Consider the following 13,447-nt stretch of genomic DNA (forward strand, 5'->3'; position numbering starts at 1 on the left):
CCGGCCGCTCTGATACCGGCTGTCCGTTCCGGTCTTCATCGACCTGCCAGGGATTTGACTTTGCAGCATTCCATCGCGTTGAAAAACGGCATCCGCTTCGCCAACCATGCGCCCTTCGTCCTGATCGGCGGCATGAACGTGATCGAGAGCCGCGAGACGGTCCTGTCGGTCGCCGCGAGGTTCGCCGAAGTGACCGGCCGGCTGGGCATTCCCTATGTCTTCAAGGCAAGCTTCGACAAGGCCAACCGCTCCTCGATCGCCGCGTTCCGGGGGCCGGGGCTGGAAGAGGGCCTTGCCGTGCTGGCGGAAGTCAAGGCGCGCTTCGGCCTCGCCATCCTGACCGACGTGCATGAGCCGTATCAGGCCGGACCGGCGGCCGAAGTGGCGGACATCATCCAGTTGCCCGCCTTTCTCGCGCGGCAGACCGACCTCGTCACCGCCATGGCCAAAACCGGGGCGGTCATCAACGTCAAGAAGCCGCAGTTCCTGGCCCCGCAGGAGATGGTCCATATCCTGCGCAAGTGCGCGGAAGCGGGCAACGACAGGGTGCTGCTGTGCGAGCGCGGTTCGAGCTTCGGCTACAACAACCTCGTCGTCGACATGCTGGGGATGGACCTGATGAAGGACATGGCGCCGGTGGTGTTCGACGCCACCCATGCTCTGCAGCGTCCCGGTGGCCGGGCCGACAGCGCCGATGGCCGCCGCGCCCAGGCGGCGGCGCTGGCCCGTTCGGGCATGGCGCTGGGGATCGCCGGGCTGTTCCTGGAAGCGCACCCCGATCCCGACGCGGCGCTGTGCGACGGCCCCTGCGCCCTGCCGCTCGACCATCTCGAACCCTATCTCGCGCAGATGCTGGCGATCGACCGTCTGGTGAAGAGCTTCGCGCCGATCGTCTCGGGCTGAGCGGCCGTCTGGAAGTTCGCGAAAAGCGAATTTCGCGGCACTGGCCCCTCCGATACCGACCTGCCGGTTTTTCCGCTCCGGTTTTGTGCGATCCAGCCGCGTCCGGTGACAGGCTACACAGGCTCCGTCGCCTTGGGTGGCGGTGTCTGGAGCGAATAGTCCCATGCGTGTGATCGTGACCGGCGGGGCCGGCTTCATCGGCTCGGCTCTAGTGCGCCATCTGGTGCTCGACAGGGGCCATGACGTCCTCACCATCGATGCGCTGACTTATGCGGGGTGCGAGGCTTCGCTGCGCCCGGTCGCGGGGCGGGATGAGCACAGCCTGCTGCACGCCGACATCTGCGACAAAGCGGCGATGGACGCGGCGTTCGCCCGGTTCCGGCCCGACCGGGTCATGCATCTTGCCGCCGAAAGCCATGTCGACCGCTCCATCACCGGCGCCGGCGCCTTCATCCGCAGCAACCTCGTCGGCACCTTCATCCTGCTGGAGGCGGCGCGCGAATACTGGAGCGGGCTGGACCGCGCCGGGCGGGAGGCGTTCCGCTTCCTGCATGTCTCGACCGACGAGGTCTACGGCTCGCTCGGGCCCGAGGGGCTATTCACCGAGAGCACGCCCTACGATCCCAGTTCGCCCTACTCGGCGTCCAAGGCCGGGTCCGATCACCTCGCCAAGGCTTGGCAGCGCACGTACGGGCTGCCGGTGGTGGTCTCCAACTGCTCGAACAACTACGGGCCTTATCATTTCCCGGAAAAGCTCATCCCGCTTACCATCCTCAACGCGCTCGCCGGGCGGGCGCTGCCGGTCTACGGCAAGGGAGAGAACGTGCGCGACTGGCTCTACGTCGAGGATCACGCCCGCGCGCTCGACCTCATCGCCGAGCGGGGGCGCCCCGGTGAAACCTACAATGTCGGCGGCCGCAACGAGCGGCGCAACATCGACGTAGTGCGGCGGATCTGCAGCGCGCTTGACGCCCGTGTTCCGACTGCGATCCCGCGCGAGAGCCTGATCGAATTCGTCGCCGACCGCCCGGGGCACGATGCGCGCTACGCCATCGACGCGACGCGGCTGGAGCGCGAACTGGGCTGGCGCGCGAGGGAAACCTTCGAGACCGGGATCGACAAGACCGTCGACTGGTATCTCGGCAACGCCTGGTGGTGGGAGCCCTTGCGTGAAAGCTACGCAGGCGGCCGGCTGGGCCTGCCTGCCGCCGGGGTCGCTGACGGAGCCGCTGCCGGGCCTACTGCGGCGATGGTGGCGGCATGAAGGGCATCATCCTGGCCGGCGGCAGCGGCACGCGGCTCTATCCCATGACGCTGCCGACTTCGAAGCAGCTCATGCCGGTCTACGACAAGCCGATGATCTACTACCCGCTCACCACCTTGATGCTGGCAGGAATCCGCGAGGTTCTGGTCATCTCCACCCCGCGCGACCTGCCCGCGTTCCGTGCGCTGCTGGGCGACGGCGCGCAGTGGGGCATGGCGATCACCTATGCCGAGCAGCCGAGCCCCGACGGTCTCGCGCAGGCCTACGTCATCGGCGCGGACTTCGTCGGCACCCAGCCCTCGGCGCTGATCCTGGGCGACAATATCTATCACGGCCACGGCCTGCCCGAACTGCTGGCGAGCGCCGCCACGCGCACCCATGGCGCCAGCGTCTTCGCCTATCACGTCCAGGATCCCGAGCGGTACGGCGTCGTCAGCTTCGACACGGGGATGAAGGCGATCTCGGTCGAGGAGAAGCCGGCGCACCCGCAGTCGAACTGGGCGGTGACCGGGCTCTACTTCTACGACGGGCAAGTGGTGGACATCGCTGCTGACCTTCGGCCTTCGCCGCGCGGCGAACTGGAGATCACCGACGTCAACCGCGTCTATCTGGAGCGCGGCCAGCTGTCGGTCGAGATCATGGGGCGCGGATACGCCTGGCTGGATACTGGCACGCCCGACAGCCTGCTCGACGCGGCCGAATTCGTCCGCGTCCTCGAAAGGCGGCAGGGCTTCAAGATCGCCAGCCCGGAGGAGATCGCCTTCCGCCAGGATTTCATCGGCGCAGCGCAAATGGAGCGGGCGATCGACCGCCTCGGCAAGTCCGACTACGGGCGCTATCTGCGCGGGATTCTCTCGGCGGCCCGTCCACCTTGCGCGCATCCCCGGGAAATGCCCGAGAAGGCATTCTCCTAGCAGCACCGGACGGCCAAAGGGTACGCACGGCCAGCCCGCAGTTGTCCGTCAGCGCGATCGATACAACCGTAAGGGGCCTTTTCGAACCGACGTCGATAGCGGCCCTGCGTCGTTCGGCCGCTTGCGATGCGACTCCCAAAAGCCCTGGAAATGCAGGTGCTTTTCCGGAACCGACGGCCGCTGCAGGTATTTCGGCGACGGAAAGCGGCAGTTCCTCGCATTCGGAGAGGCAGGCGGGTTGACCCAAGCTAGAGGGAATCCGGATCATTTCCGGGGAGCCAGTCCCCGAGATCGGGGTCTTTTGCGGGAGCGGGGTGTTAAATTCCTGAAATCGGCTGGGAAGCTGGCCGGATCAGGCTATCGAATGAGCAATCTCGCAGTGCACATTGCTTGGTGGCCGGTTCATGCACAGGCAATTCGCACAATGCTCAAATATCGGTCACAAACCGATATCTGTTTATAAATATTTGAATGCCAAGGACTCTGTGTTTGTATGAATAGCGCGCTGTTTCCGAAGCGGCATTCCGCATCTGCGCTGAAGACGCTGGAGATCGAGCTGGAAGCCTTGCAGTCGCTCAAGACCGCGATGCAGTCTCCGCAAATGCGCAGCGCCGTGGACCGCGCGATCCAGGCCCTCGCCAATACGCCGGGGCGGGTGATCGTCACCGGCATGGGCAAGAGCGGCCACATTGCGCGCAAGATCGCGGCGACCATGCGCTCCACCGGAACGTCGGCGCTCTATCTCCACCCCGGTGAGGCGAGCCACGGCGATCTCGGCGTGATTACCGAGCAGGACGTGGTGCTTGCGATAACCTGGTCCGGCGAGACGGCCGAACTGGGGGACATCCTCCATTACTGCAAGATCTACGGGGTTACGCTCATCGTCGCCACCTCGCATGAGGACAGCACCGCAGGGCGCGCCGCCGACATCTGCCTTGCCATGCCCCCCGTGCGCGAGGCATGTCCGAACGAGCTGGCGCCTACCTCCTCGACGACGCTGCAACTGGTGCTGGGCGATGCCCTTGCGGTGGCGCTGATCGAGGCGCGCGGGTTCACCTCGTCCGATTTTCGCGTGTTCCATCCCGGCGGCAGCCTCGGCGCGCAGTTGTGCACCGTGGGCGAGATCATGGGGACGGGCGATGCGATCCCGCGCGTGGGCGGCGATGCCTCGCTGACCAGCGCGACGATCGAGATGAGCCGCAAGCGCTATGGCTGCACCGCCGTCGTCGACAGGGAAGACCGGCTGCTCGGCGCCTTCACCGACGGCGACCTGCGGCGCTGTATCGCGGTTCACGACCTCAACGACAACATCGGGCTGCACATGTCGCCCAACCCGCTGTCGGTCTCGCCCGATACGCTGGCTTCCGAGGCCCTGCGCATCCTCAACGAGAACGCCGTCTCGGTGCTGTTCGTGGAGGAGGAGGGCAAGCTGGCCGGGATCGTCCACATGCATGACATCGTCAGGGCGGGCGTGGCCTGACCGGACCGGCCGGATGCAGCCGCAAGGGGTGACCGAGGCCGCTTCGTCGGCGCTGATCGTGGTGCCGGCGCGGCATGGATCGACGCGGCTTCCCGGCAAGCCGTTGCTGCCGATCGCCGGGCGCACGCTGTTGCAGCGCGTGGTCGCGGTGGCCCAGGCCGCCGCGCGTCTCGCCGAGGACTGCGCGGTGGTGGTGGCGACCGATCATGACGGCATCGCCGACCATGCCCGCGCCATCGGCGCCGAAGTGGCGATGACGGCGGCGGACCTCGATTCCGGATCGTCGCGCGCCCGTGCGGCGGCGCACGCGCGGGCGGTGCTGCCGCAGTTCGTCGTCAACCTGCAGGGCGATGCGCCTTTCGTGCCGCCCGAAGTGGTCGCGGGGCTGCTGGCGATGCTGCGACAGGGCGATGCCGACGTCGCCACGCCGGTCTATCGCCTCGACTGGACGCGGCTCGATCGCCTGCGCGCGCACAAGCAGGCGGCGCCCTTCAGCGGCACCACCTGCATTCGCGGGGATGACGGGCGCGCCTTGTGGTTTTCCAAGGCGATCGTCCCCGCCATCCGCGAAGAAAAGGCGCTGCGGGCCGCGCAGGCATGCTCGCCGGTATGGCAGCACCTGGGCCTCTACGGCTATCGCATGGCCGCGCTCGACTGGTTCGCCGGGGCGCCACCGGGCGTCTACGAGCGGCTGGAAGGGCTGGAGCAGCTGCGCTTCCTCGAAGGCGGCCGCACCATCGCCACGGTGGAGGTCGATCCCCCCGCGCATGCGATGTCCGGCATCGACACGCCCGCCGATCTGGCGCTGGCGGAAGAGGCGATCAAGCGGCTGGGCGATCCTTTCCCTGCCTGATAGTACCCCCCGCATGTCGCCACCGCTGTTCGTCATCGTCCGCCACGGCAATACGTTCGAGGCCGGGGAGCCCCCCCGCCGCATCGGCGCGCGTACCGACCTGCCGCTGACCGGGGCGGGCATCGCGCAGGCGCGGGCGCTCGGCGTCCATTTCGCCGCGCTCGGCTGGCATTTCGTGCGGGTGCTGGTCTCGCCGCTGGCCCGCACGCGCGCGACGGCGCAGGCGATCCTGGAGCACCAGGACGATCCGCCCGCGGCCGAGACATGCGAGTGGCTGCGCGAGATCGACCACGGACCCGACGAGGACATGCCGGAACCCGTCGTCCTCGCCCGCATCGGTGCGCAGGCCCTGGCGGCCTGGGACACGCAGGCGCAGCCGCCGCCGGGCTGGACCGTCGATGCCGAGGCGCGCCGCGCCGCCTGGCGTGACCTGTTCGCCGGAGCGGGGGAACCGGCCGGGCCGACGCTGCTGGTCACCAGCAACGGTGCCGCGCGTTTCGCGCTGGCCGCCGATCCTTCCCTGTCCGCGCCGCAGGGCCTGAAGCTGCCGACGGGCGGCTACGGCGTGATCGTGCGGCGCGGCGACGGCGGCCTGCAGGTCGCGGCATGGGGGCAGCGCCCTTGAGCCCCGGTCCCGTACTGCGCGCGCCCCCGTTTCCCTGGGCGGATGCCACGGTCTCGCAGCCTAGCGCCGATGCGGCGGCGCCTGCCGACCCGGCGGCGCTTTTCGCGCTGGTCCGCGAAGCGCGCGTCGGTGGCCGGTTCTGGGCCGCTCCGGCGGCCCTGGAAGGTCCGGCGGGAACCGTGGTGCGGCCTGCCGCTGCCGCGGAGATCGCGGCGCTGGTGGGCGAAGGAGCGGGCGAAGCGCGGTGGATCGCGCCGCCCTTGCGCTGCCACTGGCGCCGCGACGTGGACCCCTGGAGCGTCCTGCCCGGCGCGCGCGAACTGGTGGCGCATGGCGATGACGAGTGGGTGGTGCTGGCACGCGTCGCCGGGGTGCCGGTGCGGGTGCTTTCGCCCGGCCGCTTCGGCGTGCCCGGCGATGACGGCGCGGCGCTCGATCGCCGGGCGGCTCAGGCGCTGGCCGCCGCCAACTGGCGCGATCCGTTTACCGGCGAGCCCTCCACCCTGGAGGCGGTGGTGGAACTGCTCGGCCTGTGGCGCACGACCCTCGATGCCAACCGGCCGATCGCTGCGGCTTGCGGCATGGCCTGGTGGAAACGCAAGGAAATCCGCCGCTTCCTGTGGCATCCGGAGCGCCGGCTGGCGATCGTGCCATGGCCGCAGCGGGCCTTGCGCATCGCCGGCAAGGCGGGCGGCGGCGTGGCCATCTGGCCTTCGCGCGTGTCGCCCGCGCTCATCGCCGGGGCGGCGGCGAAAGGCGTGCCGCTGGTTCGGGTGGAGGACGGATTCGTGCGCTCGGTGGGGCTGGGCGTAGACCTCGTGCCGCCGTCCTCGGTGGTGGTGGACGCCTCGGGCATCCATTTCGACCCCTCCGGCCCGAGCGATCTCGAGACGGCACTCAACGGCACCCAGACGGCACCCAGGCTGCTCGAACGCGCGCGTATCCTGCGCCAGCGGATCGTCGCGGCGGGCATCAGCAAGTATGCGGCCGGTACCGCCCATCCGGCCCCCGAACGCATGCCCGGACGCCGCCTGGTGCTCGTCCCCGGACAAGTCGAGGACGACATGTCGGTGCTGGCCGGAGGCGGCGGCCTGACCTCCAACCTCGAACTGCTGCGCCGGGCGCGCCAGTTGGAACCCGAGGCGGAGATCTGGTTTCGTCCGCACCCCGATGTCGATGCCGGCCACCGCAAGGGCGCGGTGCCCGATGCGCAAGTCCTGGGCCATGCCGACCGTATCGTGCGCGGCGGCGGCATGGCGGCGCTGCTCGATGTGGTGGACGCGGTCCATGTGCTGACTTCGCTGACCGGGTTCGAGGCGCTGATGCGCGGGCGGGAGGTGACCTGCCATGGCACGCCGTTCTACGCCGGCTGGGGGCTGACGCGCGATCTTGGCGCGGTGCCGACGCGGCGAACCCGGCGGCTGACGCTGGATGCGCTGGTGGCCGGGGTGCTGATCCTCTACCCGCGCTATCTCGATCCGGTCACCGGACTGCCGTGCCCGCCCGAAGTGCTGGTCGGGCGGATGGCCGAGGCTGGTTCCGGGGCGACCAACCGCCTGCGGTGGATCGCGCCCTTGCGCCGCTGGCAGGGGCGGCTCATGGCGATGCTGCGATGACCCCAGAAGCCGGCAATGTGATCCTCGACATCTCGCGGCTGATCTCGCGCCTGCGCTATTCCACGCCTTCGGGGGTGGACCGGGTGGAGATGGCCTACGCGCGCGGGCTGCTGGCGCATTACGGCGAGGGCCTGGCCTTCGCCGCCGTCCATCCTTGCGGGCTCTACGGGCGGCTGGAGCGCCGCGCGGCAATGGCCTATCTCGACGAACTGGAGCGCCGCTGGGCGAGCGAGCAGGACAGTCCCCGCCAGCGCTCGCTGGCCTCGGTCATGCCGCAGCTGGCGGCGCTGATGCCGACGCGCAAGGGTGTCGGCTCCGGCCCTGCGGTCTATGTCCAGGCCTCGCCGCATCACCTGACCAACGCGGCCAAGGTGCATCGCATCCTCGCGCGGGAGCGGGCGAAGTTCCTGTGCCTCGTCCACGACCTGATCCCGATCGAGTTTCCCGAATATGCCCGTCCTTCGGGCGCGGCGCTGCATCGCCGGCGGATCGAGACCATCGCCTCGGCCATCGCCGCGACCGGGGGCGCCGCGATCGTCAATTCCGCCGCGACCGGGCGCTCGCTGGAGCCCTGGCTGCGGCCCGGCACGCCGATCCATGTCGCGCTGCTGGGCACCGAGGCGCTGCCGCCGGGACCGCCCCGATCGGCGCCCCTCCCGTCTCTGGGGCCGAACCACGATCGCCCGTACTTCGTGTGCCTGGGCACGATCGAGCCGCGCAAGAACCACCTGCTGCTGCTCCACTTGTGGCGCCACCTGGCCGAGACGCTGCCCGCCGCCGAGGTGCCGCGGCTGGTGATCGTCGGCCGGCGCGGCTGGGAGAACGAGCAGATCGTCGACATGCTGGAACGCTGCCCGGCCCTCGTCGGCCATGTCGAGGAACTCGGCGGCTGCCCCGATGCGCGTCTGTCGGCCCTGCTGCGCGGGGCGCGGGCGCTGCTGATGCCCTCGTTCGCGGAAGGCTACGGCATGCCGGTGGCCGAGGCGCTGTCGGTGGGAACCCCGGTGCTGTGCAGCGACCTTGCGGCCTTGCGCGAGGTGGGGGGTGATGTGCCGGACTACCTCGACCCGCTCGACGGGCCGGGCTGGAAGGCGGCGGTGCTCGACCACGCGCGCCGGGGCGAGGGCCATGCCGCGCAACTGGCGCGCCTGCCGGGCTGGTACGAGCCGACCTGGGCCGAACATATGGCCATCGTGACCGGGGCGATCGCCGCGCTGCAGGAGCGGTGACAGTTCCTCCCCGTATCGGGGAGGAAAGGGCAATATTCGCCGGATCTAGTTCCCCAGCCGCCCGGTCGTATCGTAGCGTAGCGAGGTGTAGGGCACCTGCAGGTAGTCCAGCGCCGAATAGGCCGCCCGGCCGACGCGCGACTGCGAGCGCGCGAACAGCAGTTCGCCCAGGTTCAGGCCGACGCCCACGAACAGGTGGCGCTTGGGCTCGATGCCCTTCTCCCGGTCGCTGTTGAGGAAGTTGGAGGCGTAGTAGCCGACCTGCAGATCGAGATACTTCAGCGGGCTGCGATCCAGCGCCTCGAAGCCCGCGCCCTTGAGCGAGAACATGAAGCGCTGCTGCTCGTAGTGCTTCTTGCCGACATGGCTGTAGATCTGCCCGTTGGGGATGATCTCCAGCTTGAAGGCGAGCTTTTCCTTGAGGCCCGGCACCGTGTTGCGCAGGACCGAGAAGGTCGCGCCGGCGATGTTCATGGTGATGTCCTGCATCGAATAGCCGCTGTCGGGCTCGATCGCGTCGGAGACCTCGTTCAGCGCCATGAGCCCGGCCGCGAGCACGCCCGCGGTCAGCGCGTCGCCTTCCGAGCCGCCGGTGTTGCGGTGCAGGCGATAGTGCAGCAGTTCGGCGATGAGGTAAGTGTTGAAGGCATGCGTCAACTTGTCGACGCCGATATTGTGGGTGTCCTTGCCGAACCAGCCCTCGTTCTGGAAGTGGAACGGGGCGGTTGGCTTGAACAGCTTGGGGATCGATTGCGCGCCGACGTAGGCGGTCATGATCGCCATCTCGGTGCCGATGCTGCCGACCTGCCGGAAGAACCCGCGATGCGAGGCATATTCGCGCGGTACGTGGCCCGAGGGCGTGAGCGGGACGGCAGCATCAGAAGTCTCGGCGTTCGGGATCGCGGAAGACGGGCTTGCGGGAGGCGGGCCGTAGGCACCGGGTGCCGGTTCGATCGATGCGGGGCTGGGCGGCGGGGCCGCAGCTTCGGCGGGCGGCGCGGGAGCGAGACTCCAGCCGGATTCCGGCGTCGATTCGTCCTCCGCAGCGGTGCCGTCCTCCAGCGCGGCGTCCTCGGCCGCCGTCTCTGTCGCCGTCTCCGCCTGAGCCGGGGCGCACGGCAGGCACACCGCCAGCGCCAGTGCGGCCGGGCCGCCAAACCTTGTCCTCATCGAAATCCCCATCGGCGCCGTCGATAGCGGGGCGGCTCCCCTTGTTGTTTCGACTAGGGGATTTTAACCGGGCTGTCTCGGCCGAGTTATGAATTTGTCATTGAAATGCCATGCTTCGTCGTTCGCGCGGGAGCCTTCCCACAGCCTCTCAGCGCCTGAGCGAGGTGATCCGCGAGCGGAACAGGCGGTCGAGGAAGATCGCCGAGATCGCATAGTTCCCGTGCTCGTCGACATGGTGGTGGCGCATGTGATGGCGCTTGAAGGCGGAGCCCAGCCGTCCGCGCATCGGCCACTGGTGGCAGGCGAAGTGGATCGCGTCGTAGAACACGTACCCGCTCATGAAGCCCAGCAGCAGCCAGGTTCCCGGCGCACCCAGCAGCGCGAGGCACAAGGCCCAGACCAGCGCGCCGACGCCCATGCTCACCGGCAGGGGCATCAGGCCGCGCATCGGGTCGTTCGGGCTGGCGTGGTGATTGCCGTGGATCAGGAAGACGAACCACTTCACCAGCGCCAGTTCGGACTGCAGGTGGAACAGGTAGCGGTGCATCGCATATTCGAACAGCACCCATACGACCAGACCGGCGGCGATCAGGCCGAGGGCCTGGTGCGGGGCGGCGAGGGGGCGTGCATTCGTCCACCCGGCGGCGGCGATCGCCGGAAGCATGATGGCCCAGCTCCACGCGAAGGTTCGCGGCGAGATCAACGTAAGCTTTTCCAGCCGTTCATTTTTGAACAGCCTGATGCGTTGCGGACTGGAAACCTGGGAGGGCATTGGCGTCCATGCTGGACAAGACGAGCGCTTGGCTGTCAAGCTGAATTACCTCCAGACGAGATGAACTTATGGCAAGGCGTTCGACAGGCGGTTCTCCGAACGGAGGGCCGGGACGATGACGGAATCGATGCGCCGGACCCGTATTCTTGTGACGGGCGCCTCGGGCGGGCTGGGCGGCGCGCTGGCGCGGCATTATGCCGCACCGGGTGCGCGCCTGAGCCTGTGGGGGCGCGACCCGGCGCGGCTCGCGGCCATCGCGGATGATTGCCGGGCGGCGGGGGCGGAGACGCAGGTGCGCTCGCTCGACCTCGTCGACATCGATGCCGCGCTGGCGGCGCTGGCGGCGGAGGACGCGGCCGATCCCTTCGATCTGGTGCTGCTGGCTTCCGGGCGCGGCGACGTGCGGGGACCGGGGCTGCGGGTCGAGGAGGCGGCCATGGTGGCGCGGCTGGGCACGATCAACTTCACCGCTCCCGCCGCGCTCGCCGCTGCCGTCGCCGGGTACATGGCCGAGCGGGGGCACGGGCGGATCGTGCTGGTGGGATCGGCGGCGGCCTTCCACGCGCTCCCTTTCGCGGCGGCCTATTCGGGGACCAAGGCGGGGCTGGCCCGCTTCGCGCAGGCGCTGCGGCTGTCGGTGCGGGGGCACGGGGTGAGTGTCACGCTGGTCTCGCCCGGGTTCATCGACACGGCGGCGGGGCGCAAGGTTCCGGGGCCCAAGCCGATGCTGATGCGCCCGGAGGCGGTGGCGGCGCGGATCGCCCGTGCGGCGGAACGGCGGCAGGCGCATCTGGTGCTGCCGTGGCCTTTCGCGGTGCTGCGCTGGCTGGACCGCCTGCTGCCAAGCCCGCTGCGGGACCGGGTGTTGCTGGGGCTTACCCCGCCGGAGGGATGACCGGAGCGCCGAGCACGCGGTCCAGGATCGCGTGGTGCAGTCCGGCGGGCGGCAGGTCCACGCGGCGGTTGTCGGCGGACTGGATGCGGCCTTCGCCGTCGATGACGATCATCACGTAAGGCGTGTGGCGGGGGCCGCCGGGAACGCTGGCGCCGGGGATGCTCGGGCGGTGATCGCCGAAGAACACCAGCAGCGCCGGGCGCTTCATCGCGCGCATCTCCTCGACGAGAGCGGCGAGCATGGCGTCGCCCCGGCGCACCAGCCGCAGGTAGCCGGGCACCAGTTCGCCTTGCGCGGTGTCGCCATCCGCCGCCCAGGGGCCGTGGTTCTCGATGGTGACGGCGTAGATCAGGCTCGGTCCCGGGGCCGAGCGGGCGATATCGACGATCCGCCCGGCCACCGCCGCGTCGCCGACGTAGCGTCCCTCGCCGGGGGCGGGCGGCGCGAAGCTCTCCTCGCCCACCAGCGCGGCGAAGCCGGCGGCGGGCATGATCCGGTCGCGGCCGTAGAATCGCATGTCGTGGGGATGGACGAAGACGCTGCGCCAGTCCGCCGCGCCCGCATGATCGCGCAGCCGCGCGGGCAGTGCCCAGGATGCCTCGCCGAGCGCGGTCAGGAACGGGTCGAAGCGGCGGAAGCCCAGCGCATCCTCGTCACGCCCGAACAGCACGCCGTATTCGGTGCGCATGGTATAGGCGCCGAAGCCGCTGACCTCCAGATTGCCCCACTGGCAGGCATGCCGCCGCGCCTCGGCAAGGGCGGGCAGCGCCAGCGCGGGCTCCGCGAACAGCTCGACCGGGTCGGCGAAGCTCTCGCACTGGACGATGACGACCAGTTCCGGGGGCAGTCCAGGAGCGCCCGGCGGGGTCTGCCGCGCGATCGGCGCGGGTGGCGGCGGATCGCGGCTCTCGCGCCAGCGCAGCCAATGGAGCAGGAGCGTGGGCCAGAGGCCGAGCCGCGCGACGTCGTCGTGCGCGCGGGGCAGCGGCGCGAGGTCTCGCCACGGCGGCAGGCGCAGCAAAATCGCCAGCGCCGCCAGCCCGGCCAGCAGCAGCGCGAGGCCGAGGAGATGAGGCGCCGGCGCGGCGACCGAGAGCCAGGCCAGCACCGCCAGCAGCCCGGCGGCGACGATCCCCACCGCGATCCGCTGCCAGAGCCGGACGGCGGAGAGATAAAACTGTGGATGGCGAAATATCGCGCCGACCAGCGCGAGGTCGGAAAACAGCAGCGGCTCGCCGAGCATCGCATGCTTGGCGTTGGAGGCCAGCACCAGCAGTGCCTGCACCGCCAGCACCAGCACCGCCGCCACCGCGCCGTTGCCGCAGACCGCCAGGAACAGCCCGAACAGCGCGCCGCTCATGCAGGCGAGCAGCCACAGCCCCGCCGCACGGCGCATCCGCAGCCCCGTGCCCGCGCGGACGCGCGGCCGCACCAGCGCGTCGAGGATCACGGCGCCGATAGGCAGTCCTACATATGTCAGGCTTTCCAGCGTCACCGTCCTGCCGTGTCGAACGCCCGCAGGACCGGTCCGGCGGGCGTGGGCGGCCTGATAGCGGCCCCGGCGCAGGCTGGAAAGGGGCGGCGGCCCGATCGGACCAAGGTTGCGGGCGATCGGCTCCGTCTTCGTCGCAGTGCGGCGACGGGCGGGCTTGCCCCTTCCCGCCGGGAACACTAACCCCTTGAAGATCGGGGCGGATCGACCGTCCAAGCGAATCCCGACAGGTCT

13 protein-coding genes are annotated in these 13,447 nt (G+C 69.7%); 10 read left to right on the plus strand and 3 right to left on the minus strand.

Annotated features, from left to right (window positions below):
- Positions 1 to 60 precede the first annotated feature (60 nt).
- The 8 genes from kdsA to V2S85_RS18290 all read left to right on the plus strand — a co-directional run bounded on the left by kdsA (position 61) and on the right by V2S85_RS18290 (position 8,884).
- Positions 61 to 903, plus strand: a complete 843-nt coding sequence (kdsA, locus tag V2S85_RS18255; protein ID WP_330704269.1) for a 3-deoxy-8-phosphooctulonate synthase — start codon at positions 61 to 63, stop codon at positions 901 to 903.
- Between the two features lie 163 nt (positions 904 to 1,066).
- Positions 1,067 to 2,167, plus strand: coding sequence for a dTDP-glucose 4,6-dehydratase (gene rfbB, locus V2S85_RS18260; RefSeq protein ID WP_330704270.1), 1,101 nt, complete (start codon positions 1,067 to 1,069; stop codon positions 2,165 to 2,167).
- The gene (rfbA, locus tag V2S85_RS18265; RefSeq protein WP_330704271.1) at positions 2,164 to 3,081 is read left to right on the plus strand and encodes a glucose-1-phosphate thymidylyltransferase RfbA; all 918 of its coding nucleotides are present in this window, start codon (positions 2,164 to 2,166) and stop codon (positions 3,079 to 3,081) included. Before rfbB ends, rfbA begins: the two co-directional genes overlap by 4 nt.
- 493 nt (positions 3,082 to 3,574) lie before the next feature.
- Positions 3,575 to 4,561, plus strand: a complete 987-nt coding sequence (locus tag V2S85_RS18270; protein WP_330704272.1) for a KpsF/GutQ family sugar-phosphate isomerase — start codon at positions 3,575 to 3,577, stop codon at positions 4,559 to 4,561.
- Positions 4,562 to 4,574: 13 nt separating this feature from the next.
- On the plus strand, positions 4,575 to 5,414 hold the full coding sequence (locus V2S85_RS18275; protein ID WP_330704273.1) for a 3-deoxy-manno-octulosonate cytidylyltransferase: 840 nt from the start codon (positions 4,575 to 4,577) through the stop codon (positions 5,412 to 5,414).
- Between the two features lie 13 nt (positions 5,415 to 5,427).
- On the plus strand, positions 5,428 to 6,039 hold the full coding sequence (locus tag V2S85_RS18280; protein ID WP_330704274.1) for a histidine phosphatase family protein: 612 nt from the start codon (positions 5,428 to 5,430) through the stop codon (positions 6,037 to 6,039).
- Complete coding sequence (locus V2S85_RS18285; protein ID WP_330704275.1) at positions 6,021 to 7,655, plus strand: beta-3-deoxy-D-manno-oct-2-ulosonic acid transferase; 1,635 nt, start codon at positions 6,021 to 6,023, stop codon at positions 7,653 to 7,655. Before V2S85_RS18280 ends, V2S85_RS18285 begins: the two co-directional genes overlap by 19 nt.
- Complete coding sequence (locus V2S85_RS18290; protein ID WP_330704276.1) at positions 7,652 to 8,884, plus strand: glycosyltransferase family 1 protein; 1,233 nt, start codon at positions 7,652 to 7,654, stop codon at positions 8,882 to 8,884. Before V2S85_RS18285 ends, V2S85_RS18290 begins: the two co-directional genes overlap by 4 nt.
- Positions 8,885 to 8,929: 45 nt before the next feature.
- Here V2S85_RS18290 and V2S85_RS18295 read toward each other — a convergent pair whose 3' ends face one another.
- On the minus strand, positions 8,930 to 10,054 hold the full coding sequence (locus V2S85_RS18295; protein WP_330704277.1) for a DUF2279 domain-containing protein: 1,125 nt from the start codon (positions 10,052 to 10,054) through the stop codon (positions 8,930 to 8,932).
- A 148-nt stretch (positions 10,055 to 10,202) separates the two neighbouring features.
- Positions 10,203 to 10,718 (minus strand): sterol desaturase family protein, encoded by a 516-nt coding sequence (locus V2S85_RS18300; protein WP_330704278.1) that lies wholly within the window; start codon positions 10,716 to 10,718, stop codon positions 10,203 to 10,205.
- Between the two features lies 1 nt (position 10,719).
- On the opposite strand from V2S85_RS18300, the gene V2S85_RS18305 reads away from it, so the two are divergent.
- The gene (locus V2S85_RS18305; protein ID WP_330704279.1) at positions 10,720 to 10,890 is read left to right on the plus strand and encodes a hypothetical protein; all 171 of its coding nucleotides are present in this window, start codon (positions 10,720 to 10,722) and stop codon (positions 10,888 to 10,890) included.
- Positions 10,891 to 10,941: 51 nt separating this feature from the next.
- On the plus strand, positions 10,942 to 11,721 hold the full coding sequence (locus tag V2S85_RS18310) for an SDR family NAD(P)-dependent oxidoreductase (RefSeq protein WP_330704280.1): 780 nt from the start codon (positions 10,942 to 10,944) through the stop codon (positions 11,719 to 11,721).
- On the opposite strand, the gene V2S85_RS18315 is transcribed toward V2S85_RS18310, so the two are convergent.
- Positions 11,702 to 13,429, minus strand: a complete 1,728-nt coding sequence (locus V2S85_RS18315) for an LTA synthase family protein (RefSeq protein ID WP_330704281.1) — start codon at positions 13,427 to 13,429, stop codon at positions 11,702 to 11,704. The two genes, V2S85_RS18310 and V2S85_RS18315, sit on opposite strands and share 20 nt — an antisense overlap.
- Between the last annotated feature and the right edge of the window lie 18 nt (positions 13,430 to 13,447).

It is taken from the genome of Novosphingobium resinovorum, from assembly GCF_036352595.1.
In the GTDB taxonomy this organism is placed as follows: Bacteria; Pseudomonadota; Alphaproteobacteria; order Sphingomonadales; family Sphingomonadaceae; genus Novosphingobium; species Novosphingobium resinovorum_B.